The organism is Paenibacillus sp. J22R98, assembly GCF_059383835.1.
In genome coordinates, this window is sequence record NZ_JBXENW010000001.1 from 249,607 (window position 1) to 272,650 (window position 23,044).

The window sequence follows — 23,044 nt, forward strand, 5'->3', positions numbered from 1 at the left end:
CCACCCCTTGCCATATAGATAAATAGGGAAGAAAGCTGTAACCAAGCTTCTTGACAAGGGGAAAGGAGGACGACAAGCGTGCCCAGTCCGTCTAGTGGTTTGCGTTTTGACATTTATGAACGTGTACATTTACCCGAAGATGTAGCAGCGATCGATGAGCTTGATGAGATCGAGCTTGTGCCGCGAATCGGGATTGTTCAGCAAGACGAGCAGGTTTTATTAAAAGGCCATTTGCTCCTTACAGGAGTTTATCGAGCACAAGATGAGCCTTTAGCCGAACAATCTCTGGAGCATTGGATTCCTGTCGAAATTACGCTGCCTTTGAATCGTGTACATCGATTGGATGACATTTCCGTTGAGATTGATAACTTTGACGTGGATCTGCTCTCCACTCGAACACTCAATATTACGGGGGTTCTATCCTTATTAGGTATCGAGATCGAGCAATTCGAGCCTGAACAATCCTGGCAGCGCGAGGAACCAATTACGGTCGTTCATTCTAGGGAAACCGAGGAAGCGCCGCAATTCACCCAATATGATTACGAGCAGCAGCGATTAGCGGCGGAATATGAACGGCAAGCAGTAGAAGAAGCAGCTCTGCGTGAGGCTGCTGAGAACGAGGCGATCGCGGCAAGAGCGTCGGCTTGGGCAAGGGAGCAGGAGAGACAGGAAGCGCTGAATCGTGAAGCTCAGGCTGCCTTATTTCAAGTGCCGATTGCAGAGCCTACCGTATATGAACCGAGCCCGTTTTCGGTGAATGCCAGCGCCTCTGAACAGGAGGCCGTCATACCGGCTGCTGCTGAGCGCGAACCACAGGTTCGCCCGCAAGTTCAGGCCGCGACGGTTCCCGTAGAAGCTCAGCAATACGGCGACGTCTCCGCATCGGAGTCAGAAGCCGCCCGCAAGCAGATGCGCGTCGCACTCGCAAGCAAGCAAGCCGAGGAGGAGGCCGAGCCGCAGTCTGCCGGCGGAGTCGGGTTCAGAGCGCTGCTGCAATCGAGCCGCAGGGAGCAGGAAGCCAGGGCCGCTGCTGAGCAAGTTGCAGAAGCGAAGGCTGCAGAAGCTCGCAAATCGAGCGGTGACGAGATCGAGTGGAAGAACTTGTTCTATGGCAGAGCAGGCGATGAGCAATCGTTCCGGAAGCTGCGCATCTGCATTGTGCAGCGTGAAGAGACGCTTGATGTTATTGCCGGGCGCTACCAGCTGCAAGCCCGCGAGATCGCACTTTACAACCGACTCTCCGACCAAAGCGTCAGTGAGGGCCAGGTGCTCTATATTCCGTAGTCCGGCATGGTGATGGCAGGACTCGCGATACTTAAGTGAACGACAGCGAACAGCCCCTTTAGGAGTGACCTTAACCGGTCCCCGGAGGGGCTTTTTGCCAGTTGTGGAAAGCTTGAATTAGGCCGCTATCCTGCTGGGATTGACGTGAACAAATAATAACGTGTATGATAGAAAAAATAGGGTAATACTTTTATTATAATGAACGTTGATGGGGAATATTGGCAGGAATGCCTTCAGAGAGCAGAACCGCTGCGCTGAGAGGTTCTGTAGGATATGAACTGCGATTTGTCGCCCCGGAGTTGCTGGATGAACGAAGCGTATTTTCTTCGTAAGTACCGGCCGGCTGCAGCCGTTATCTGTTTAAAGTTGTCGAGCCGATTGCGTCATGCAGGGCTCGGAACAAAGGTGGTACCGCGGAAGCTAAACCTTTCGTCCTTTGAATTAAGGGCGAGAGGTTTATTTTTTTTCGTTAATTATGCGTATTGGAATCCTTGAATGGATTAGAAATACAGTGGAGGTAGGATAAGCTGATGACACAAAAACAAGCAACGACTGAAATGCCGACAACGTACGATCCGAAGACGGCAGAGGCGAAATGGTATCCGTATTGGATGGAAGGCAAGTTTTTTGAAGCGGGCAAGCGCCCTTCGGCAGAGCCATATACAATCGTGATTCCGCCGCCAAACGTAACGGGCATGCTGCATATCGGTCATGCGCTCGATTTTACGCTGCAGGATATTCTGATTCGTACGAAGCGGATGCAGGGCTATGATGCCCTATGGCTGCCGGGCAGTGACCATGCAGGTATCGCTACGCAAACAAAGGTAGAGCAGAAGCTTCGCGAAGAAGGTCAGTCTCGTTATGACCTGGGCCGTGAGAAGTTTTTGGAGAAGGTATGGGATTGGAAAGCGCTGTACAATGAGACGATTCGCGAGCAATGGGCCAAAATGGGCTTCTCTCTCGACTATTCGCGCGAGCGTTTCACGCTCGACGAAGGTTTGTCGCAGGCGGTACGCGAAGTGTTCGTTCGTCTCTACGAGAAGGGACTTATTTACCGCGGTAAAAAAATCATTAACTGGGATCCGGCTGCCCGTACGGCGCTATCGGATATCGAGGTTGAGCATAAAGAAGTAAACGGTCACCTGTACCACCTGCAATACCCGCTGAAGAACGGTTCCGGTTTCATTACGGTTGCTACGACGCGTCCGGAGACGATGCTTGGCGACACTGCGGTTGCGGTACATCCGGAGGATGAGCGCTATAAGCACCTGATCGGCGAAATGATTGTACTGCCGATCATCGGCAGAGAAATTCCGATCATTGCGGATGAGTATGTAGAGAAAGAATTCGGTTCCGGCGCGGTTAAGATTACACCGGCTCACGACCCGAACGACTTTGAAGTAGGTCTTCGTCACGACTTGCCGCAAATCGTTGTGATGGATGAGAGCGGTACGATGAATGCCGAAGCAGGTCCTTACAATGGCATGGATCGCGCAGATTGCCGCAAGAAGATCGTAGCTGATATGCAGGAGAGCGGCGTTTGCATCAAAATCGAAGATCACGTTCATCAAGTCGGCCACAGCGAGCGCAGCGGAGCCGTAGTCGAGCCGTACTTGTCGACGCAATGGTTCGTTGATATGAAGCCGCTCGCGGAAGCTGCAATTAACGCGCAGCAGTCCGGTAAAGGCGTAAACTTCGTTCCGGATCGCTTCGAGAAAATCTACCTGCAATGGATCGAGAACGTACGCGACTGGTGTATTTCCCGCCAGCTGTGGTGGGGTCACCGCATCCCGGCTTGGTACTGCGACTCTTGCGGCGCCATGCATGTTGCCCGTGAAGATCAAAGCGCGTGCTCCGCTTGCGGAAACGAATCGCTTCGTCAAGATGAAGATGTCCTCGACACTTGGTTCAGCTCAGCGCTATGGCCTTTCTCGACTCTGGGCTGGCCGGAGCAAACGAATGATCTGAAACGGTTCTACCCGACAGACGTACTTGTAACCGGCTATGACATTATCTATTTCTGGGTTGCTCGCATGATCTTCACCGCGCTTGAATTTACGGACGAAATTCCGTTCAAAGACGTATTGATGCACGGTCTCGTTCGTGATGAGAACGGTAAGAAGATGTCGAAGTCGCTCGGCAATGGCGTTGATCCGCTTGATGTGATTGAGAAATACGGCGCAGATGCGATGCGTTATATGATTTCGACCAGCAGCACGCCTGGACAGGATCTGCGTTTCCGCTGGGAACGTGTAGAGCAAGCGCGTAACTTCGCGAACAAGATCTGGAACGCATCCCGCTTTGCGTTGATGAACCTAGAAGGCGTAACCGCTGCGGATATCGATATTAACGTGAAGCTTGGCACGGCTGACCGCTGGATTCTGCACCGTTTGAATGCTGCAGTTGCCGATGTTACACGTCTGATCGACAGCTACGATTTCGGCGAAACCGGCCGTGTATTGTATAACTTCATTTGGGATGATCTTTGCGACTGGTATATCGAGTTCGCGAAGCTGAACCTGAATGGTCAAGATGCGCATGCCAAACGCGCTACACAATCGGTGCTTGCCTACGTGCTTGATCGCACGCAGCGCCTGATTCATCCGTTCATGCCGTTTATCAGCGAGGAAATATGGCAACACTTGCCGCATGAAGGCGAGACCATTACACTTGCAGAGTGGCCGGTCTATGATAAAGCCCTTGAAGCACCTGATGCAGTAACCGAGATGGAACTGCTTATGGATATGATTCGCGCGGTTCGGAATATTCGTGCCGAGGTTAATGTCCCTATGAGCAAGAAGGTCGAGCTGCAAATTAAGCCGTCCAGCGAGAGCGAAGCTGCTATTCTGGCACGCAACGAAGAGTTCATTATCCGCTTCTGCGGTACGTCGAAGCTTACCATGAGTCTGGATCTGGCTGCGCCGGATAAAGCCATGACGGCGATCGTGACGGGCGCTCAAATGTATCTGCCGCTGGCAGGCTTAATTGATATCGAGCAAGAGATTGCTCGTCTTGAGAAAGAAATTGCCCACCTGACGAACGAGGTAGAGCGGGTAGAGAAGAAGCTTGGCAATGAAGGCTTCGTTGCGAAAGCGCCTGCTAAGGTAATCGAAGAAGAGCGTGCCAAGATGGCTGATTACGCCGAAAAACGGGATATGGTGAAAGCGCGGATTGCCGAGCTAAGAGGCTAATCCGGACCGCCAGGAAGAAGGAAGAGAATCATGACAGAACAACAGATGACTACGGAGTCGGATACGGCGGCATCGCTCACCAGTTATGAAGAAGCACGAGATTGGATCGAAGGACTCGTTGCCTTCGGCATCCGTCCGGGCATGGAACGAATCGAGAAGCTGATGGAGCTTACGGGTCATCCGGAGCGCCGGCTCAAATTTATTCATGTCGCCGGGACGAACGGCAAAGGCTCGGTCTGCGCTTATTTAACAAGCGTCCTGCTTCGCTGCGGGTATGATGTGGGGACGTTCACGTCCCCTTATATCACGAAATTCACGAACCGTTTCCAATACAATGGAGCGGATATTCCGGAAGAAACGCTGCTGAAGCTCGCCAACCGGCTGAAGCCTTTGGTGGAAGAGATCGCAGCCACGGATCTTGGCTCCCCATCGATGTTCGAGGTATCGACGGCGCTTGCCATTCTCTATTATGGCACCGTAGCTTACCCGGATTTTGTTGTATGGGAGACCGGACTTGGCGGCCGTTTGGACGTGACGAACATCGTCACTCCGATTGTTTCGGTCATTACGAATGTCGGGCATGACCATATGGACATTCTCGGGGATACGATTGAGGCTGTGACAAGAGAGAAGGCCGGGATTATTAAAGCCGGTGTTCCGGTCATCAGTGCAGTCAGCCAACCGGAAGCAGCCGCGATCATTAAGGAAACAGCTAAAGCGAAGAATAGCTCGCTCTATATGCTCGGAGATAAGTTCGCGATCCAACCGCTGCATGTGGAGGAGAATGAACAAACCTTCCGTTTTGAAGGCATGTTCCGTTCGATTGAGCCGCTCACCATTACGCTTAACGGTGTACATCAGCAGTCGAATGCCGCTGTTGCGGTGATGACGCTTGAAATTATGCGACAATACTATGCGCTTATTCTCGAAGATGAGGATTTAAGAGAAGGGCTTCGCACGGCCGCTTGGCCGGGAAGGCTTGAAATGATCGGTACATCGCCGCGACTTCTGATCGACGGCGCACATAATCCGGAAGGCGCGCAAATGCTGGCGGAGTCGCTGCGAAGCACGTACCGGTACGACAAACTTCATCTGATGATGGGTATGCTCGCGAACAAGAATCATCGTGACACATTGCGGCATATACTACCTCTAGTGGATACGCTTGTCGTGACCGAGCCGGATTTTCGCAAAGCTTTGCCGGCGCAAGAGCTGGCAGCGCTTGTTCAGGAAATTCGGGAGACAATCGACCGTTCCTTCGAGCTCATCATCGAACCGAATTGGAAGCTTGCACTTGAGCGGCTGCAGTCGCTCACGAATGCGGATGATTTGGCAGTCGTAACCGGAACACTCTATCTGATTGCCGACGTCCGCTCCCAATTGCTCTATAATAAGGATTCTGAAAAAGGTTGGTGAACCGTCTTTGAATACGGCAGAACACGTACATTTCATCGGAATTGGCGGTTACGGCATGAGCGCAATCGCGCGCGTTATGCTGGAGATGGGCTATAAAGTGACCGGCTCTGATGTTGCTCGGCAAGAACTTACAGAGAAGCTTGCTGCTAATGGAGCCCGCATTTACATCGGCCATGAGCCGGAGCATGTCAAAGGGGCAGATCTGGTCGTCTATTCGACTGCGCTGTCTCGAGACAATGTGGAACGCAAAGCGGCAGAAGAGCTGAACATTCCGATTTTGCACCGCGCTCAGATGCTTGCAAGATTGATGAATAACGGCAAAGGCGTCGCAGTAGCAGGAGCACATGGTAAAACGACGACATCTTCTATGATCGCGCTGGTCATGGAAAACTGCAAACTCGATCCTACTTATATTATCGGGGGCGAAATCGTCAATGTCGGCACAAATGCTAAAGCGGGCAAAGGCGAGTATGTCGTTGCGGAAGCAGATGAGAGCGACGGATCTTTCTTGCAGTACCATCCCACAATCGCAATTGTAACGAACATTGAACCGGATCATCTCGAAAATTATGACGGTGATTTCAATAAATTGAAAGCGGCTTACGTGCAGTTTCTAAGCCAAGTGAAGGACGGCGGCAGCGCGATTGTGTGCGCGGACGACACGAATATGCAGGTGATGCTGCCAGAGCTGATCGCAGGTCCACTCGGCAGTGAAGGCGTGCTGACGTACGGTATCGATCAAGAAGCGACATACCGTGCACAGAATATCTCGCTTGGCGATCGCAAAGCCTCTTTCGATATGACACGCGAAGGTCAGCTGCTCGGTCGAATCGAGCTGTCTGTTCCTGGGCGCCATAACGTATATAATGCGATGGCGACCGTTATTACTTGTCTGGAAGCAGGTGTTTCTTTCGAGGCAATCGCGGCAGCTATCGTTGATTTCCGCGGGGCGAAACGCAGATTCCAGGTGCTCGGCGAAGTCAATGACATTCTGGTTATTGACGACTACGCGCATCATCCGACGGAGATTGAAGCTACAATCAGTGCAGCAAAGTCGACCGGTAAACGGATCATCGCGGTATTTCAGCCGCAGCGTTACACCAGAACCTTCTTCTTGCTTGATCAGTTCAGCCGTGCTTTCACAGAGGCGGATGAGGTGCTGATCACGGATATTTATTCTCCGGCCGGCGAGCAGCAAATCGAAGGCGTGAACTCGAAGAAACTCGTAGAGCTTATCATAAAGAACAGCAATGCGAATACATCCTACTATCCTACGAAGGATGAGGTGCTAGCCGTCCTGACCGATCAAGTGCAGCCTGGTGATCTCGTGATTACGATGGGTGCGGGCGATATTTGGAAGGTAGCGGATTCGCTTGCGAAGACGCTGCGCGCTAGAGCGCAATAGCATGCAGTAGTATCGGCGTGAATGCCGATAGTAAAGAACCCCCACTTCTAAGAGTGGGGGTTCTTTTGTAATGGGATGCTTATCTATACCTATCTATCTAAACGACGACCGCCCCTCCTACTCTCCGGCATTCTCATCTTTCCCTTGCAGCTTCTTTAAATATTCATCTAATTGATCGAATCTCTCTTCCCATGTACGGCGGAAGGAACTTAACCAATCGTCGAGTTCTTGGAGCGGTTTCGTCCCGAGTTTATAGATTCGCTTGTTGGCGACGGGGTGAACCTCGACGAGACCGGCTTCCAGCAGAACGCGCAAATGTTTGGACACTTGCGGCTGATGAAGGCCAAGCCTTTCGGCGATTTCACCAACAGTCAGCGGGCCGTCCCGCAAGAGCTCGACGATTCGTAATCGATTAGGCTCGGCAAGAGCGCTCATTGTGGAATTCATAAACTGAATATACCTTAGAAGGAATATACCGGTCAAGGAATGCAAAACGTCCAATCTTGCAGCTTCGAGCGGCGGGTCATATTCCTCTTAACTTTTTCATAGACTCTTACTAGAGTATGTGGACAAGGAGAGAATGCGATGAGTGCTAAAGGACGCATTACGTACCGTTTCGATCGGCAGAGCGGAGCACGAGTAGAGCAGAAACCGGAACAGAAGCAGGAACAGAGGCAGGAACAGAGGAATTCCTCGAATGTCGTGCCGTTCTTTCAAGAGGAAATGAAATTCACGTCTGAAATAGGTTCATGGAACAGCCCCTTCCAAAATGATGCCCATGCCCTGGAGCAGCTCATTCGTGAAGCAGACGGCCAGAAAACAAGGAAGCCGAGCCCGAACGAGCCGGCGCGGACGATAAAGCATGACAATCAACTATACGATGCTCCGCAGGAGCAGCTGCCACCGCATATCGAACAGACGGATACGATCCTGCTGGGAGACGAGTATGAGGAGCCTCGCAAACGGATCCAAGCGGATCGGAACGTAATCGATATGTATCCGATTCTCGATGAGGAAATGGAAGAGCGTGAGAGACGGCGGAACGAGATGCAAATGAATGCCCGCACATCATTCGGTTCGTATATGAACGGAACAAATCAACGGCCGTCCAAAGGACCGTCATGGTTTAAAGTGTTTGCTTCTGTAACCGGGGCTATTGCGACAGGCGCTTTATTCGGGTACTTTGTGTTGGCGCTGTTCACGGGGAACGGATCGTTTGGATCGGATAGTTCCACCAATCAGCCGGAGGCCTCCGTAAGCGGTACGATTACTGACGGGGCAGGAACGACTGGCCAAAACGCAAGCACATCCGCTAATGGCAAGGTCAATACACCTTCATCCAATGGTGCCACTAACAGCAGCGGCGCAGTCGATAACGGCGGAAACGGCTCAACAGCAGCCCAGCCGATGATCAAAGTTCATATACCGGAGAGTTCCTATTACATGCTTCAATATGGCGTATTCAGCAACGAGGAAGGTCTGAATGCAGCGGTTGATGAGCTTGCGGCTAAAGGGCTGGCAGCTGCCCCGCTTACAACGCAAGAGGACTACCGGGTCTATGTAGGGATGTCGCCGGATCGTGATGAGGCGCAGATGCTTGGCCATTTGCTGACGAATATGGACGTATACGTCAAGCAAATCGATCTTCCTGCAGTGACCAGCATCGCCTTCAAAGGTGACGCATCTGCGGTGGAAGCCTTCTTCGAGCAAACGAACGGACTGATCGCCAGCTTGGACCGCCTTACGGTAGAACGGTTGAGCGGCACTACAGATGATGCGGGGGACTGGAAAGAGCTGCACCAGCAGTGGATCACTTCTGCTAATGCGCTTGCCGCTGGTTTAACCGATAAAGTAAACAAGTCATCGCTTCAGAAATTGACGCAATTGATTAACACAGCAGCCGTGGCAGCTGATGAGTATACGAAGAAACCTTCCGATGCTTATTTATGGTCGATGCAGGCCTCCCTCATGAAAGCCGTGTTCGCAGAGAAAGCCTGGTTTGAATCGATGGATGCATTGTAAAGCGTTCCCGTGGCGCGTATAATAAAGTATACGTGTCAAAATATGGCGAGGGACGTTGGAAGATGAAGAAAAACATCTGGGTTTTGCTGCTTTTCATTCTGATCGGGCTGCTTACGGGCGCACTGGTGTCCCGCTGGTTGTCTCAGGTGCCGGGGCTTGCTTTCCTAACCAAAACGTCACCTGTCGTATGGTCACCGGCTGCGGATTTACTCGTTCTGAGCTACTCGTTTACGCTGCGGATCGAGATTAGTCTCCTAAGCATCATCGGACTGATCGTCGCAATATGGGTCTACCGCAAGCTTTAGGGAACCGACACAACGCGTTAAGGAGCGCTGCATCCATGAAAGTATCCCTTCCTACAAGTTCATCGAACGTTCGCCGGCTCGTGCTGGCTTCATCATCTCCTCGCCGGCGGGAATTGGTCGCAGCTCTTGACCTTTCCTTGCCGGTTCTCATTTTGTCAAGCGATACCGATGAAAGTACCCCAACAGATTGGCTGCCGGCTCAAATTGTCGAGCAGCTTGGCTTGCGTAAAGCACGAGCATCCGCGGAGATGCTGCATGATGACGATGCATCCCATTCGCTTGTAATTGGTGCGGATACAATCGTCGTACTGAATGGACAAGTGCTGGGCAAGCCAGCGGACGAGCAGGATGCGATCCGTATGCTGACCGAGCTGCAAGGCCGGGAGCATGAAGTTTATACGGGAATTGCCCTTGTCGATACGTCTTCAGGACGAGAGCTGATTCATCATCGCATGACGCGGGTAATGATGAAATCTATGAATAATGATCAAATTATACGTTATGTCGCATCCGGCGAGCCTATGGACAAAGCAGGCAGCTATGGCATACAGGGACTTGGCGCAACACTTGTTGACCACATCGACGGCTGCTATTTTAACGTGGTAGGACTTTCTCTATCTCTGTTGTCGGACATGCTGGCTGAATTTCATATCGATGTCATTTGACCGATCAGTTCGCGGGAAGGCAGGGAACAGAGATGGAATCGCAACGAGAATCCTATGCACTGAAGGATATTCCAACCACCGAGAGGCCCAGAGAGCGGATGCTGGCCGTTGGCGCTGAAGCATTAAGCCATGCGGAGCTGCTGGCCATCTTAATACGTACCGGCACGAAGCGGGAATCTGCTGTGCTGCTTGCATCCCGGATTCTCGGCCAATGCGGCAATTTGCGCGGACTTGTGGATATGAGCGTTGCCGAGATGACCAAGATTCGCGGAATCGGCCCGGCTAAGGCGGTTCAGCTGCGTGCAGGGATCGAGCTTGGCCGCCGAATTGCAAGGAGCGAGCAGGGTGAACTGCCGACCATTCGGAAGCCTGCAGATGCGGCGAACCTCTTGATGGAGGAGCTTCGTTATCTGAAACAGGAACATTTCATCTGTTTGTTTTTAAATACGAAGAATCAGGTTATTTTAAAAGAAACGTTGTCGATCGGAACACTGAATGCGACACTGGTGCATCCGCGGGAAGTTTTTCGGGCCGCGATCAAATGCAGCAGTGCCTCTCTCATTTGCGTACATAATCACCCAAGCGGTGACCCCACGCCAAGTTCGGAAGACATTGCGCTGACTCAGCGTCTCATAGAAGCCGGAGAGCTCGTCGGGATTGACGTATTAGATCATTTGGTAATAGGTGACAATCGCTTTATAAGTTTGAAGGAGCAAGGTCACATGTAATATAATAAGAAGTATTGTCTTAAGAAAGAAAGGAAGATTAAACATGTTTGGTGGATTCACAAAAGATTTAGGTATTGACCTTGGTACAGCGAATACGCTGGTATATGTGAAAGGCAAAGGCATCGTAGTAAGAGAGCCTTCCGTAGTTGCTATACGTACAGATACGAAAACAATTGAAGCTGTAGGTGAGCATGCCAAGAAGATGATTGGCCGTACACCTGGCAACATTCGTGCGATTCGTCCGATGAAGGACGGCGTTATTGCGGACTTTGAAACAACTTCAACGATGATTAAATATTTTATCCGCCAAGCCCAGAAGCAGCGTTCTCTATTCCCTCGTCATCCGAACGTTATGGTATGTGTACCATCCGGGATTACAGCGGTTGAACAACGTGCGGTTAAAGATGCTACGGTGCAAGCAGGCGCGCGCGAAGCGTTCACAATTGAAGAGCCGTTCGCAGCAGCAATAGGCGCGGATCTACCGGTATGGGAGCCGACAGGCAGTATGGTCGTCGATATCGGCGGGGGTACGACAGAAGTTGCCGTTATTTCGCTGGGCGGTATTGTAACCAGCCGTTCGATACGTATCGCAGGTGACGAGATGGACGAAGCGATTATGCAGTACATCAAACGGATGTACAACCTGATGATCGGTGAGCGTACAGCAGAGCAGCTGAAGATGGAGATCGGCTCTGCACTCTCCTTGGACCGTCAGGAAACGATTGAAATTCGCGGACGTGACCTCGTGTCCGGTCTGCCTAAGACATTGCCAATCTCGTCGGAGGAAATTTGCGAAGCGCTGTCCGATACGGTTAATGCGATTGTAGATGCGGTCAAAATTACGCTGGAGAAGTGTCCGCCGGAATTGTCTGCGGATATTATGGACCGCGGTATTGTACTGACAGGCGGCGGCGCGCTGCTGAAGAATTTGGACAAGCTGCTTTCCCGCGAAACGGGCATGCCTGTTATTGTGGCCGAGAATCCGCTGGATTGCGTGGCAATCGGTACTGGCCGCGCGCTGGACAATATCGAGCTGTTCAAAACACGTGGAGGCCCGGTTTCTCGTTCCAAGCGATAATATCCGGATAGCTGTCTAGGGGAAAACGGATGAGCGACGCTGATTGGTTTGTACGAGCCTTCTGGTCGTTCAGCATTGAGCGTGGAATGGGCGGGTGAAGAGAAGTTGTTTAATTGGATGCGTAATAAGCGGATGTTTGTATTAATGATCGTGTTTATCCTATTCGTTGCTGTCATGGGCTTCTCAATCGGTGACCGGAAGAAGCTGACATGGCCGGAAAACTTCTCGCTCGATTCCACGGCATTCGTGCAGGAATGGCTATATCGTCCAGCCGGATATGTGTCCGGACTGTTCAAGGATTTATCCAACCTGCACGCCATTTACAAGGAGAACGAGGAGCTGCGCATTGCGGCCGCTGCCTATGCAAGAGACAGCATTAAGTATAATTTTGTGGAAGCCAAGAACAAAGAGCTGCAGGAAATGCTGAACTTTACGGAACGGCAGAAGCAGCTGTACAACTATAAGTACTTGATCGCGCAAGTAGTTGCCGTAGGCAACGACCCTTATTCGGAAACGATCCGCATTAATTTGGGCTCCAAAGACGGCATCAAGATAAACATGGTTGTCGTTACAGACAAGGGGCTTGTCGGCCTCGTGAACCGTGTGGATCCGTTCTTCTCGTCGGTCATGCCGATTACGAAGTTAAGCGAAACTTCACCGGATACGAAGGCGATCGCCGCTACGGTGCTTGGCAAAGAGAAAGATTCCTTCGGGATTGTTGATAACTATCATTCGGACACAGGCAAGCTGTCGATGTCCAAAATTTCCGAGCATGATCCGCTTACCAAAGGCGATACCATCATTACATCAGGACAAGGCAATGTATTTCCACGGGGGATGGTTATCGGCACAGTCGATTCCAGCCAAGTCGGAGATTTTGGTTTGACGTACACGGCAACCATTACGCCGGCTGCGGATTTTGACCATCTGACGGAAGTATTTGTCGTACAATTGCCAGAGACTGGAGAGAAAGCAGAATGAGTATGCAGCGTATCGTTGCCGTCATTCTGCTGTTCTTCCTTGTCGAAGGTACGTGGTTCTACTGGCTGCTGCCTGATAGCATGGTAGGACGGATCATTCCTCATTTCACTCTAGCGTTTGTACTCTTTGCCGGATTATATCGAGGCAGACATACAGCGCTTATCCTTGGATTGGCGTTTGGACTCCTGCAGGATTTGGCTTTCTATGGCCGGATTCTTGGGGTTCACTCATTCTCTATGGGACTGGTTGGCTATATGACCGGTTTTCTTCTGGAGCGCAAAAGAAGCACCTTGCTGATGGCGCTGCTCATGATCTGCATGTCCACACTTGCCTATGATACCATCGTATATTTCATCTATCGTGTGTTCCGGTTGACGGATCAGACGTTTGAATGGGCAGTATCCCATCACATCATTCCGAGCGTTTTTCTTCAAATTCTGTTTGCATTAGCGATTTACGTGCCTGCAAGGCGATGGTTTGAACGAACTGGCAGCAATGCTAAGTCGGAAGAGGAAGAAGAATAGCGAATGCCAGGCAGGAAAATACGCATCCGTGAAAGAATCGTATAGAGAAGGGGTGAAGACGAGCGTGGCCGAGAAGCAGCATATTACGATCAAAGGCGTCAAAGATGGTCTGATTTTCCTTCTTGACGACACATGTGATTTTTCCGCATTGCTGGATGAGCTGCAATTCAAATTGGAAAAGTCGCATCAACAGCTGCTGACAGGTCCCATTGTTCACGTTCAAGTGAAGCTCGGCACCCGGCAAGTGAATGAGGAAGACAAGGAACGAATAAGAACCGCTATTCGGAACCAGGGCAATTTGCTTGTGCAGTCGATTGAAAGCGAACCGCGCCCGGAGCCGAAGGTGGAAGACGGAAACAATTTGAAGGTGCTGACCGGTATTATCCGTTCAGGCCAGACACTTGAGCATGACGGAAACCTGCTGCTAATGGGGGATTTAAACCCAGGCGGCTCGCTGCTCTGTACAGGTGATATTTATGTGCTCGGCGCTCTTCGAGGCTTGGCGCATGCAGGCTACAAAGGGAAAGAAGATTCCATTATCGCGGCATCGCTCCTAAGGCCGACACAGCTTCGGATTAGCGAAGTAATCAGCCGGCCGCCGGATGAGTGGATGACCGGTGATGCCACGATGGAATTTGCGTATTTGAGCGAAGGCGTCATGAAAATCGACAAAATGACACAGCTGCAGCGGCTGCGAAAGCTGCCGGTCGTGTTTCGAGCCTAGCTGGCGCAGCAATAACGGGAAACAATTTTGCAGCAGGTCTGTATAGCAGCAGTACCAATGGCTGGAGCGGGGAGAGTTGAGTCATGGGAGAAGCGATCGTAATCACATCGGGTAAAGGCGGCGTTGGCAAGACGACGACCTCAGCGAATATTGGAACGGCGCTTGCGTTATTGGGGAAAAAAGTTTGCATGGTCGACACCGACATCGGCCTGCGCAATTTGGATGTCGTCATGGGGCTGGAGAATCGGATTATTTATGACTTGATCGATGTAGCGGAAGGACGCTGCCGTCTGAATCAAGCGCTTGTCAAAGATAAACGGTTCGAGGAGCTTTACATGCTTCCGGCCGCCCAGACGAAAGATAAATCAGATGTGACACCGGAACAAGTTCGCGATATGATCCTTGAACTGAAGAAAGACTTCGATTATGTCATCATCGATTGTCCTGCGGGCATCGAGCAAGGCTTCCGCAATGCAGTAGCAGGCGCGGATCGTGCAATCGTTGTCACTACACCGGAGAATGCGGCTGTCCGTGATGCGGACCGTGTCATCGGTTTGCTGGAGCAGATTCATGTGCCGGCGAGACTGGTCATTAACCGTATTCGCGCCAATATGGTACGCAGCGGAGAGATGCTCGACATCGATGAAATCTGCCAAGTGTTAGCCATTGATTTGCTGGGTATCGTTCCCGATGACGAGAAGGTCATCCGCTCGGCGAATGCAGGCGAACCCACCGTGATGGACCCTTCCTCACGTGCCGCGATTGCTTACCGGAATATCTCGCGCCGCATGCTCGGCGATATGGTGCCGCTGATGCCGCTTGAGGAGAAATCAGGCGTCATTAAACGGTTCCGCAAGTTTCTTGGAATAGGATGATTGCTAGGTGCTAAACAAACTGAAAAAGGTTGACCTTGGCATGATAATCATTCTGCTGGCATTTATGGTCGTCAGTACGATGCTGGTACATAGCGCGACTTACGGGAATCCCGATTACGCCAATTACGACGTGAAGACGGTCATCTTTTACGGGTTGGGATTTTTCGTAGCGTTAGTAGCCACCTTGTTCGATTACCGGGTGTTTCTCAAAGCATGGATGTTTCTTTACGGCCTGGGGATTGTATTGCTCGTAGTCGTTTTCTTCACGGCCGTTGAAATTAACGGTGCGAAAAGCTGGTTCGAGCTGCCCGGCGGACTTCAGTTCCAGCCCGCGGAGATGGTGAAGATCATTCTGATCATTACCGTAGCTTACCTGATGGGCAGAAGGAATGGAGATGCGCTGCGGGTCCGGCAGGATTTGCTCGTTATTGCCTTCTTCTCTTTTATCCCGTTCGCTCTGGTTATGATTCAACCGGATCTGGGTAATGCCATTATCTATCTGGTTATCGTCCTTGGCATGCTATGGATCGGGAATGTCAAATATACGCATGTTCTGTTAGGTCTCGGCATCACAGTCGGATCGCTTGTCCTGTTCATGTTTCTGTTCAACACGTACAACAAGCAAATCCACGACTATTTGCAAGAACACCAGAAGACGCACTGGTATGAGCGAATTAACGGATTCATTAATCCCGAGACGGCCTCCGAGAAAGAAGTCTATCAAGCCCAGAAGGCGAAGATTGCGATTGGCTCCGGGGGATTAACGGGCGATGGTTATATGAAAGGCGAGTCGAAGAACCGGAAGTTTATTCCTTATCCGTATTCGGATGCGATCTTTGTCGTCATCGGCGAGGAATTCGGGTTTCAAGGAGCCGCCGTCGTGCTTATGCTTTACTTCTTATTGATTTACCGCATGATTATCATTGCATTCCAGTGTTATGACTTGAAGGGCTCATTTATCATAATCGGGATTGTCTCGATGTACGTCTTTCAAGTCTTCCAGAACATTGGCATGATGATCGGGCTTATGCCGATAACAGGTATAACGCTGCCATTCATCAGCTATGGCGGTACATCCTTATTGCTCAATATGCTCTGTATCGGTCTTGTTTTCAGCGTCAAGGCGCATCAAGAGAAATACGAAATGGCCACTTAGCCGCTCAAGCAATCAGCTTGGCGGCTTTTTGCTGTTTACGGAGGTGTCACAACATAACTAGTCCCACATGCTCATATATATTAGCGATTAGAGATGGAGGGATTAGTATGGATACAAAAAGCAGTATCCGCGAGCGCAGACAAGAGCGTATCCGCCGGATCATGGAGCATAACACCAACACACTTCCGCTAAAGCAGGCGATGCAGCAGCCCCAGGCCCGCATTCAACCTTTGCCATTGCCAAGCCCCGCCGATCATCAGCCGAATCCCGACAAGAAGACCGCATCTTTGTCTGTGCCTGTGCAGCTCCCTGATATAGAAGATGACCCCGAGCGATTGTGGAAAGCGAATCCGAATCCGTGGGAAAGCGCCGGCTGGCGGATTGCCCCATTACCGAGTAAAGATGTGAAGGCCAGCAAGCAAGGCGGTCCGCCGAAAACACCGGCTCCGCGAGATTTTCGGTTCATCGTCAGAGGGCTGTTCATTCAAACGGCGATTGCAGGGGCGCTATTCATCATTGTGTTTGCGCTCTTTAAGCTGGATATACCTGCTGCGAAGCAAGGCCAACAGGTGGTGACGTCTGCGCTGACGGAGGAAATGAATTTCGATGCTGCTGCGGCATTATATAAGGATTGGTTTGCGGGTGCACCATCCTTCATTCCGTTGTTTGGCGACCACAGTGGTGAGAAGTCTGAACTAGCCGAGGGCGCTGTCGATCTCCCGATTGTGCCTCCGCTCTCTTCCAGTACCGTTGTCAGAACGTTCGCGGAAACATTAAGTGGAATCGAACTGGCAGGGGAGCCCGGTCAAGCTGTAGTTGCTGTTGAGACGGGCCGAGTGCTGGTCGTATCCAAGGATGATGACTTGGGCGAAACAGTTGTGGTGCAGCATGCCAATGATCGCGTGTCCGTCTACGGTCATCTGGGTTTAGTTCGTGTAGCCGTGAACGATTGGATCGAAGCGGGGAAAACGATAGGTAAGCTGCCGGTAGCGGAGGAAGGCCAGCAAAGCCTGTTGTATTTCGCTGTGAAGGAGAAAGGCCAGTACGTCGATCCGGCGGACGTCGTTCCGATTGATTAAACTTGGCGGCATCCGCTGGTCTGTGCACCCGCTCTTCGTGCTGGTCATGCTCGCCTCCGTTGTGACCGGGTATTTTGTTGAGCTGCTGACCTTATTTGCGATCGTTCTAGTGCACGAGCTCGGCCACATTATGATGGCAAAAGGTTTCGGTTGGCGTATTCGAGAAGTGAAGCTGCTGCCGTTTGGCGGTGTGGCTGAGGTCGAAGAGGGCAGCGGCGTCCCTGTTAAAGAAGAAGCTATTGTCGCGATTGCCGGACCGCTTCAAAATGTATGGATGGCGGCCGTAGCTTGGCTCTTCGGCCAGCTTGGGATTTGGAGTCATGAATGGGCCGAGTATGTGTGGCAAGCCAACGTGATGATCGGTCTGTTTAATTTGCTGCCGATTCTGCCGCTTGATGGCGGGAAACTTATGCAAGCCGCACTCAGCCGTTCGCTCACATTCTATGGAACGCTTGTCTGGGGCGGGCGGGTCAGCTTGCTCTTCAGCTTTATGATGCTGCTCTATGCCTTTGTTCCAGCGCTGGTGGAGAGAAATGCCGTCCATATTCACATGAATTTGTTCGCGGTCGGGTTGTTTTTACTGCTCACGAATTGGACAGCCTATCGGAATATCCCCTATTTGTTTCTGCGGTTCTTAACGACAAGAGCCATAGCATCGTCGCGAATTGTTGCAAGAGGGGTTTGGGCGATGCCCATCATCATTCCGAAAGGGTATACGGTTCAAAACACATTGCAGTTGTTCAAACGGGACAGCTATCATCTAATTGTCATTATGGAAGAAAAAGGTGACATCCTCGGTGTAGTCCCGGAGCAGCGAATCGTGAACGGATTTCTTGCCGATGGGAAGGCTGACCGTGCAGTCTTGGAGCTTTTCATGTAATATAAGTATCAGTAAAGACCGACTGGACAGGAGGTCGAAAGATGAGAAGAATGCTGGTACACAAGCAGAAGGATTGGCTGCAAATTGCCGTAGTGGACAACAACCGTCTATACGAATTTTATAGTGAAAAAACCGAAGATGCCGGTCAATTAGTGGGCAGTGTCTACAAAGGCAAGGTCATTAATGTGCTCCCAGGGATGCAGGCGGCATTCGTTGATATTGGCTTGACGAAGAATGCATTTCTATATATTGACGATGTGCTGCATCCGCATCTGGAACGACAGAGTAAGGAAAAACCGCAAATAAATCAATTGCTCACCGCCGGACAAGAGCTGATTGTTCAAGTGATGAAGGAGCCGCTCGGCGGCAAAGGAGCTCGTGTCACGACGCATTATTCGCTGCCTGGCCGCTTTCTGGTTTATATGCCTGCTGCCGATTACATAGGCGTCTCCAAGAAGGTCATTGGAGAAGCGGAGCGCGTCAGAATGCGCGGCATCGGCGAGCAGATTCGGTTGCCAGGCGAGGGCGTCATTATGCGAACCGCAGCGATCGGCGAGAGCAGTGAATCGCTCCGGCATGACGTGCAATTCTTGCGCGAGCTGTGGCAAGGAATTGAAGCACGAAGTGGAACATCTTCTGCGCCGTCATTGCTTCACCGCGAAGCGGATCTTGTCCATCGACTGGTGCGGGATTTGCTGACTGTGGAGATGGACGAGCTGTGGATCGATGATCGAACAGCCTTTCTCCAAACTGAGGCGCTTATGAAGCAAATGGCACCAGCGATGCTGCCAAGGTTGAGGTTGTTTGAGAAGCAGGGGCAAGCGCTATTTCAACATTACCGCATTAATGAGCAGTTGCATGAAGCCTTCGAGCGGCGTGTTCGTTTAGGCTGTGGCGGAGACTTGGTCTGGGATCAAACAGAGGCACTGACAGTAATTGACGTCAATACCGGCAAATTCGTCGGAACAAGCAATTTGGAAGATACAATATTCCGTACGAATTTGGAAGCAGCGGAGCAGATCGCAAGATTGCTGCGGATTCGCGACGTCGGCGGCATTATCATTGTGGATTTTATCGACATGGAGAAAGAAGAGCATCGGGACGAAGTGATGCAGCTGCTTGAGCGGCTCGTTCGTGCGGATCGAACCAAATGCCAGGTTGTCGGCTGGACAAGGCTGGGTTTGCTCGAAATTACCCGCAAGAAGGTCCGGGAGCAAACAACGTCTCCGGTCTTGCAGACGAATGAGTCTACCTCTTCACGGCAGTCATAACTCGTACATGCGAATGAGTTTATAAAAAGTAATTGCCATTGGGTGTTTGGATGTGCTATTATGTTATGGTGTCTGCAGAGGATATCTGGGCTGCAGTCAAATACCGCGCAGAACAGGTTTCTAAGCTCGGCCTTCTAAGGTCGGCACCTGCATCAGGCGAGTCTTCGATATAAGGAGGTGCAACATATGTTTGCGATTATTGAAACTGGTGGAAAACAGTACAAAGTTCAAGAGGGCGACGTTCTATTTCTTGAGAAGCTGAATGCTTTTGAAGGTGAAGAGGTAACGTTTGACCGCGTCTTGGCTGTTTCTAAAGGCGACGAGCTAGTAACTGGCGCTCCGGTTGTTTCCGGCGCTACTGTAACAGCTAAAGTCGAAAAACACGGCAGAGGTCAAAAAATCATCGTTTATAAATACAAAGCGAAGAAAAACTACCGCCGTAAGCAAGGTCACCGTCAGCCGTACTCCAAAGTAACGATTGGCAAAATCCAAGCTTAAGAGGTTAAATTATGATTACGGTCACCATTGAACGGCAATCCGCCGTTGATACACGGATCGTATCGTTTGCAATAGAAGGACATGCCAAGTTTGCAAAGGCAGGCAAAGATATTGTCTGTGCTGGTGTATCAGCCATTTCGGTCGGTACGGTAAACGCGATTGAGGAGTTGGCGGGACTAGCTCTCCCTGCTTCCATGAAGAGCGGCTGGCTCCGATCAGATATACCGGTAACGAGCGATGCGAGCTCTAACGAGAAGACGCAGCTGCTGCTGGAAGGTATGATCGTGATGCTGAATTCCATTGCAGCCTCATACGGGAAGTATGTTGATATTCGTCATCAATTTCGGGAATAAAGGAGGGAACATCCATGTTGAAACTGAATCTTCAGCTTTTCGCTTCGAAGAAAGGTGTAGGTTCCACGAAGAACGGACGTGACAGCCAATCCAAACGTCTTGGCGCTAAACGCGCTGACGGTCAAACGGTAACTGCTGGCAGCATCCTGGTTCGTCAACGCGGAACGAAAGTTCACCCGGGCAACAATGTTGGCATCGGTAAAGACGACACTCTTTTCGCGAAAGTGGAAGGCGTTGTGAAATATGAGCGTTGGGGACGCGATCGTAAGAAAGTCAGCGTTTACCCGATTGCACTTGCTCCGGTAGCGGCGGCAGAATAGTGAAAAATCCCTGGTCTGCATGCAGACCGGGGTTTTCTTTTTTTTATGAACAAAGCCATATGCAAAGATGATCTTTCTACTTTCTCGTGATATACTGTTTAAGGCTAGGAAAGAACAGGAAAGTAGGCTCGGCTCATGAATCGCATCGGAATGACCAAACAATTTGCGGCTGCATCCCTTTTGGTTCCTGCTGCTGCTGTTTTCATTTGGCCGGCGGAACTCTGGCTGCTGGCTGTGTTTATAGTCTGGGTGTTCCTTGTTGCTGTGTTCTGGATTCATACGGAACGAAGGGAACAAGAATCGCGGATGGCAAGGGCTGCTGCTGCGATGCAGCAGGCATCCATTCGAACGCTTAATCATCATCGCCATGATTGGATGAATGATCTGCAGGTCATATACGGATATATTCGAATGGGTAAAGCGGATAAGACCGTTCAGTACGTGGAACAGATAAGAGAACGGATGTTAACGGAGAGCAAGATCGCTAAGCTTGGCATTCCGTCGCTTGTTCTGTTTATACAGTCGTTTCGCACGATATCGCACTCATTGGTAATTGATGTGGAGATTGACGGTGATGTGAATTTAGCGGAGCTGCCGCTAGACGGTGAGCTTGCTGCGGAATCGATCGTAGGAATTATTAATGCCTATCGGTTCGCCATCAGACCAAGCACAGGCGATGCTGATCGGCTCGTTGTACGGATTACGCAGGACGAGCAGCAGCTAAGCGTATCTTTCCACTGTGAAGGTGTCATTAAAGAGATGGATGATTGGAAGATGAAATGCAAGCGGGCGCTTGATAATTCACCGCTTAAGCTGGCGGAGGACAGCCTGCAATCAGCAAGTGTCATGCTGCAGGCGCAGCTTGGGAAATAAACGGAGGCTAGGACATGTTTGTCGACAAAGCAAAGATATTCGTAAAAGGCGGCGACGGAGGAAACGGAATCGTTTCCTATCGCCGGGAGAAATACGTACCGAACGGCGGACCGGCCGGCGGTGACGGCGGAAGAGGCGGCGACGTTATTTTCCGCGTAGATGAAGGGCTTCGTACCCTGATGGATTTCCGCTACCAGCGGCATTTTAAAGGGGAGCGCGGCGAGCGCGGCAAAGTGAAATCGATGCATGGCGCTAACGCGGAGAACATGATTGTTCGGATCCCGCCGGGAACGGTCATCATCGATGATGAATCCGAAGCAATCATTGCGGATATGACGCAGCACGGCTCGGAGATTGTTGTAGCCAAAGGCGGACGCGGTGGACGAGGCAACTGCCGTTTCGCTACGGCGGCCAATCCGGCTCCGGATTTCTGCGAGAACGGTGAGGAAGGCCAAGAACGCACCATTACGCTTGAGCTTAAAGTTATGGCGGACATTGGCCTTGTCGGCTTCCCGAGCGTAGGGAAATCGACGCTGTTGTCAGTCGTGTCGGCTGCAACACCAAAGATTGGCGCTTATCACTTTACAACGCTGTCGCCTAATCTTGGCGTAGTTGATGTTGGCGATGGACGCAGCTTCGTGATGGCGGATCTTCCGGGTCTAATCGAAGGAGCAAGTGAAGGCGTCGGTCTTGGCCATGATTTTCTGCGGCATGTTGAACGTACAAGAATTATTTTGCACATTCTCGACATGTCGGGGTCCGAGGGGCGCGATCCTTTCGACGACTGGGTGAAAATTAACCAAGAGCTCAAGATGTACAATCCGATTCTGGCAGAACGCCCGCAAATTATTGTGGCGAACAAGATGGATATGCCGGATGCTGAGGAACAGCTTGCCTTGTTCCGCGAACAGCTTGAAGCAAGCGGCGATGCCGAGAAGCATCAGCTGGTTGCGATGTCCTCACTCACGAAACAAGGGGTTCAAGAGCTGCTGTACAAGGCTGCCGATTTGCTGGCGACCGTTCCGGATACCCGCTTGATCGAGGAAGTTAAGGATGTAGCGGAGCGCAAAGTATACACGCTCGAGCAAGAAGAAGATCGTTCGTTCAAAGTGGGCAAGGAGAACGAAGGCTTCTACGTGGAAAGTGCCACGATCGAGAAGTTCATGAAACGGGTTAACCTCAACAATTCCTACGATGCGATTATGCGTTTTGCTCGTACGATGCGTAAGATGGGCGTTGACGCGGAGCTTCGTAAGATCGGTGCGAAAGACGGCGATATCGTTCGAATCGGCGACTATACGTTCGAGTTCTTCGAGGGCAGCGATTTCTCCTATCACGAATAAGTAAAGCGAAACTGCTGCGGCGGTGTCTGTGCATGAAAGTGCAGACACGCTGCAGCAGTTTTTTGTTCATTCC

23 protein-coding genes are annotated in these 23,044 nt (G+C 51.1%); 22 read left to right on the top strand and 1 reads right to left on the bottom strand.

Going from position 1 to position 23,044, the window contains the following annotated elements; translation table 11 throughout:
- The first annotated feature begins 78 nt into the window (after positions 1-78).
- From AC50Y3_RS01150 to murC, 4 genes are all read left to right on the top strand, one after another.
- The gene (locus AC50Y3_RS01150; RefSeq protein ID WP_494816947.1) at positions 79-1,284 is read left to right on the top strand and encodes a LysM peptidoglycan-binding domain-containing protein; all 1,206 of its coding nucleotides are present in this window, start codon (positions 79-81) and stop codon (positions 1,282-1,284) included.
- A 530-nt stretch (positions 1,285-1,814) separates the two neighbouring features.
- Positions 1,815-4,475: a valine--tRNA ligase gene (locus AC50Y3_RS01155; RefSeq protein WP_494816948.1), complete on the top strand. Its 2,661-nt coding sequence runs from the start codon at positions 1,815-1,817 to the stop codon at positions 4,473-4,475.
- A 30-nt stretch (positions 4,476-4,505) separates the two neighbouring features.
- Positions 4,506-5,891: a bifunctional folylpolyglutamate synthase/dihydrofolate synthase gene (locus AC50Y3_RS01160; protein ID WP_494816949.1), complete on the top strand. Its 1,386-nt coding sequence runs from the start codon at positions 4,506-4,508 to the stop codon at positions 5,889-5,891.
- A 7-nt stretch (positions 5,892-5,898) separates the two neighbouring features.
- Positions 5,899-7,296, top strand: coding sequence for a UDP-N-acetylmuramate--L-alanine ligase (murC, locus tag AC50Y3_RS01165; RefSeq protein ID WP_494816950.1), 1,398 nt, complete (start codon positions 5,899-5,901; stop codon positions 7,294-7,296).
- Positions 7,297-7,413: 117 nt separating this feature from the next.
- On the opposite strand, the gene AC50Y3_RS01170 is transcribed toward murC, so the two are convergent.
- A complete protein-coding gene (locus AC50Y3_RS01170; RefSeq protein ID WP_494816951.1) occupies positions 7,414-7,743 on the bottom strand; it encodes an ArsR/SmtB family transcription factor in 330 nt (109 codons plus the stop codon).
- A 138-nt stretch (positions 7,744-7,881) separates the two neighbouring features.
- On the opposite strand from AC50Y3_RS01170, the gene AC50Y3_RS01175 reads away from it, so the two are divergent.
- The 18 genes from AC50Y3_RS01175 (at position 7,882) to obgE (ending at position 22,971) form a co-directional block, all read left to right on the top strand.
- Positions 7,882-9,318: an SPOR domain-containing protein gene (locus AC50Y3_RS01175; protein ID WP_494816952.1), complete on the top strand. Its 1,437-nt coding sequence runs from the start codon at positions 7,882-7,884 to the stop codon at positions 9,316-9,318.
- A gap of 62 nt (positions 9,319-9,380) precedes the next feature.
- Positions 9,381-9,623 carry a DUF4321 domain-containing protein gene (locus AC50Y3_RS01180; protein ID WP_494816953.1) on the top strand — a complete coding sequence of 81 codons (243 nt, stop codon included), beginning with the start codon at positions 9,381-9,383 and terminating at the stop codon, positions 9,621-9,623.
- Positions 9,624-9,658: 35 nt separating this feature from the next.
- Entirely contained in the window at positions 9,659-10,288 is a 630-nt protein-coding gene (locus tag AC50Y3_RS01185; protein WP_494816954.1) for a Maf family protein, read from the top strand.
- Between the two features lie 32 nt (positions 10,289-10,320).
- Positions 10,321-11,016 (top strand): RadC family protein, encoded by a 696-nt coding sequence (gene radC / locus AC50Y3_RS01190; protein WP_494816955.1) that lies wholly within the window; start codon positions 10,321-10,323, stop codon positions 11,014-11,016.
- A gap of 43 nt (positions 11,017-11,059) precedes the next feature.
- Positions 11,060-12,094, top strand: coding sequence for a rod shape-determining protein (locus tag AC50Y3_RS01195; RefSeq protein WP_494816956.1), 1,035 nt, complete (start codon positions 11,060-11,062; stop codon positions 12,092-12,094).
- A gap of 105 nt (positions 12,095-12,199) precedes the next feature.
- Positions 12,200-13,075, top strand: coding sequence for a rod shape-determining protein MreC (gene mreC, locus AC50Y3_RS01200; RefSeq protein WP_494816957.1), 876 nt, complete (start codon positions 12,200-12,202; stop codon positions 13,073-13,075).
- On the top strand, positions 13,072-13,599 hold the full coding sequence (mreD, locus tag AC50Y3_RS01205; protein ID WP_494816958.1) for a rod shape-determining protein MreD: 528 nt from the start codon (positions 13,072-13,074) through the stop codon (positions 13,597-13,599). The genes mreC and mreD overlap by 4 nt, the downstream gene beginning before the upstream one ends.
- A gap of 64 nt (positions 13,600-13,663) precedes the next feature.
- On the top strand, positions 13,664-14,323 hold the full coding sequence (locus tag AC50Y3_RS01210; RefSeq protein ID WP_494817764.1) for a septum site-determining protein MinC: 660 nt from the start codon (positions 13,664-13,666) through the stop codon (positions 14,321-14,323).
- 83 nt (positions 14,324-14,406) lie between these two features.
- Entirely contained in the window at positions 14,407-15,198 is a 792-nt protein-coding gene (gene minD / locus AC50Y3_RS01215) for a septum site-determining protein MinD (RefSeq protein ID WP_091214800.1), read from the top strand.
- Between the two features lie 7 nt (positions 15,199-15,205).
- On the top strand, positions 15,206-16,354 hold the full coding sequence (locus tag AC50Y3_RS01220; RefSeq protein ID WP_494816959.1) for an FtsW/RodA/SpoVE family cell cycle protein: 1,149 nt from the start codon (positions 15,206-15,208) through the stop codon (positions 16,352-16,354).
- Between the two features lie 107 nt (positions 16,355-16,461).
- Positions 16,462-17,433 (top strand): peptidoglycan DD-metalloendopeptidase family protein, encoded by a 972-nt coding sequence (locus AC50Y3_RS01225; RefSeq protein WP_494816960.1) that lies wholly within the window; start codon positions 16,462-16,464, stop codon positions 17,431-17,433.
- A complete protein-coding gene (locus AC50Y3_RS01230; protein WP_494816961.1) occupies positions 17,426-18,313 on the top strand; it encodes a M50 family metallopeptidase in 888 nt (295 codons plus the stop codon). The genes AC50Y3_RS01225 and AC50Y3_RS01230 overlap by 8 nt, the downstream gene beginning before the upstream one ends.
- Before the next feature lie 41 nt (positions 18,314-18,354).
- The gene (locus AC50Y3_RS01235; RefSeq protein ID WP_494816962.1) at positions 18,355-19,584 is read left to right on the top strand and encodes an Rne/Rng family ribonuclease; all 1,230 of its coding nucleotides are present in this window, start codon (positions 18,355-18,357) and stop codon (positions 19,582-19,584) included.
- Positions 19,585-19,770: 186 nt separating this feature from the next.
- Positions 19,771-20,082: a 50S ribosomal protein L21 gene (gene rplU, locus AC50Y3_RS01240; protein WP_091214815.1), complete on the top strand. Its 312-nt coding sequence runs from the start codon at positions 19,771-19,773 to the stop codon at positions 20,080-20,082.
- 11 nt (positions 20,083-20,093) lie between these two features.
- Entirely contained in the window at positions 20,094-20,435 is a 342-nt protein-coding gene (locus AC50Y3_RS01245; RefSeq protein WP_494816963.1) for a ribosomal-processing cysteine protease Prp, read from the top strand.
- A 14-nt stretch (positions 20,436-20,449) separates the two neighbouring features.
- The gene (rpmA, locus tag AC50Y3_RS01250) at positions 20,450-20,755 is read left to right on the top strand and encodes a 50S ribosomal protein L27 (protein ID WP_494816964.1); all 306 of its coding nucleotides are present in this window, start codon (positions 20,450-20,452) and stop codon (positions 20,753-20,755) included.
- A gap of 135 nt (positions 20,756-20,890) precedes the next feature.
- Complete coding sequence (locus AC50Y3_RS01255) at positions 20,891-21,628, top strand: Spo0B domain-containing protein (protein ID WP_494816965.1); 738 nt, start codon at positions 20,891-20,893, stop codon at positions 21,626-21,628.
- Positions 21,629-21,642: 14 nt separating this feature from the next.
- Positions 21,643-22,971, top strand: coding sequence for a GTPase ObgE (obgE, locus tag AC50Y3_RS01260; RefSeq protein WP_494816966.1), 1,329 nt, complete (start codon positions 21,643-21,645; stop codon positions 22,969-22,971).
- Positions 22,972-23,044 lie beyond the last annotated feature (73 nt).

Coding starts and splice junctions, on each gene's coding strand:
- AC50Y3_RS01155 (WP_494816948.1), top strand. CDS start 1,815: ATGACACAAAAACAAGCAACGACTGAAATGCCGACAACGTACGATCCG.
- AC50Y3_RS01160 (WP_494816949.1), top strand. CDS start 4,506: ATGACAGAACAACAGATGACTACGGAGTCGGATACGGCGGCATCGCTC.
- AC50Y3_RS01170 (WP_494816951.1), bottom strand. CDS start 7,743: ATGAATTCCACAATGAGCGCTCTTGCCGAGCCTAATCGATTACGAATC.
- AC50Y3_RS01175 (WP_494816952.1), top strand. CDS start 7,882: ATGAGTGCTAAAGGACGCATTACGTACCGTTTCGATCGGCAGAGCGGA.
- AC50Y3_RS01180 (WP_494816953.1), top strand. CDS start 9,381: ATGAAGAAAAACATCTGGGTTTTGCTGCTTTTCATTCTGATCGGGCTG.
- AC50Y3_RS01185 (WP_494816954.1), top strand. CDS start 9,659: ATGAAAGTATCCCTTCCTACAAGTTCATCGAACGTTCGCCGGCTCGTG.
- radC (WP_494816955.1), top strand. CDS start 10,321: ATGGAATCGCAACGAGAATCCTATGCACTGAAGGATATTCCAACCACC.
- AC50Y3_RS01195 (WP_494816956.1), top strand. CDS start 11,060: ATGTTTGGTGGATTCACAAAAGATTTAGGTATTGACCTTGGTACAGCG.
- mreD (WP_494816958.1), top strand. CDS start 13,072: ATGAGTATGCAGCGTATCGTTGCCGTCATTCTGCTGTTCTTCCTTGTC.
- minD (WP_091214800.1), top strand. CDS start 14,407: ATGGGAGAAGCGATCGTAATCACATCGGGTAAAGGCGGCGTTGGCAAG.
- AC50Y3_RS01225 (WP_494816960.1), top strand. CDS start 16,462: ATGGATACAAAAAGCAGTATCCGCGAGCGCAGACAAGAGCGTATCCGC.
- AC50Y3_RS01235 (WP_494816962.1), top strand. CDS start 18,355: ATGAGAAGAATGCTGGTACACAAGCAGAAGGATTGGCTGCAAATTGCC.
- rplU (WP_091214815.1), top strand. CDS start 19,771: ATGTTTGCGATTATTGAAACTGGTGGAAAACAGTACAAAGTTCAAGAG.
- AC50Y3_RS01245 (WP_494816963.1), top strand. CDS start 20,094: ATGATTACGGTCACCATTGAACGGCAATCCGCCGTTGATACACGGATC.
- rpmA (WP_494816964.1), top strand. CDS start 20,450: ATGTTGAAACTGAATCTTCAGCTTTTCGCTTCGAAGAAAGGTGTAGGT.
- AC50Y3_RS01255 (WP_494816965.1), top strand. CDS start 20,891: ATGAATCGCATCGGAATGACCAAACAATTTGCGGCTGCATCCCTTTTG.
- obgE (WP_494816966.1), top strand. CDS start 21,643: ATGTTTGTCGACAAAGCAAAGATATTCGTAAAAGGCGGCGACGGAGGA.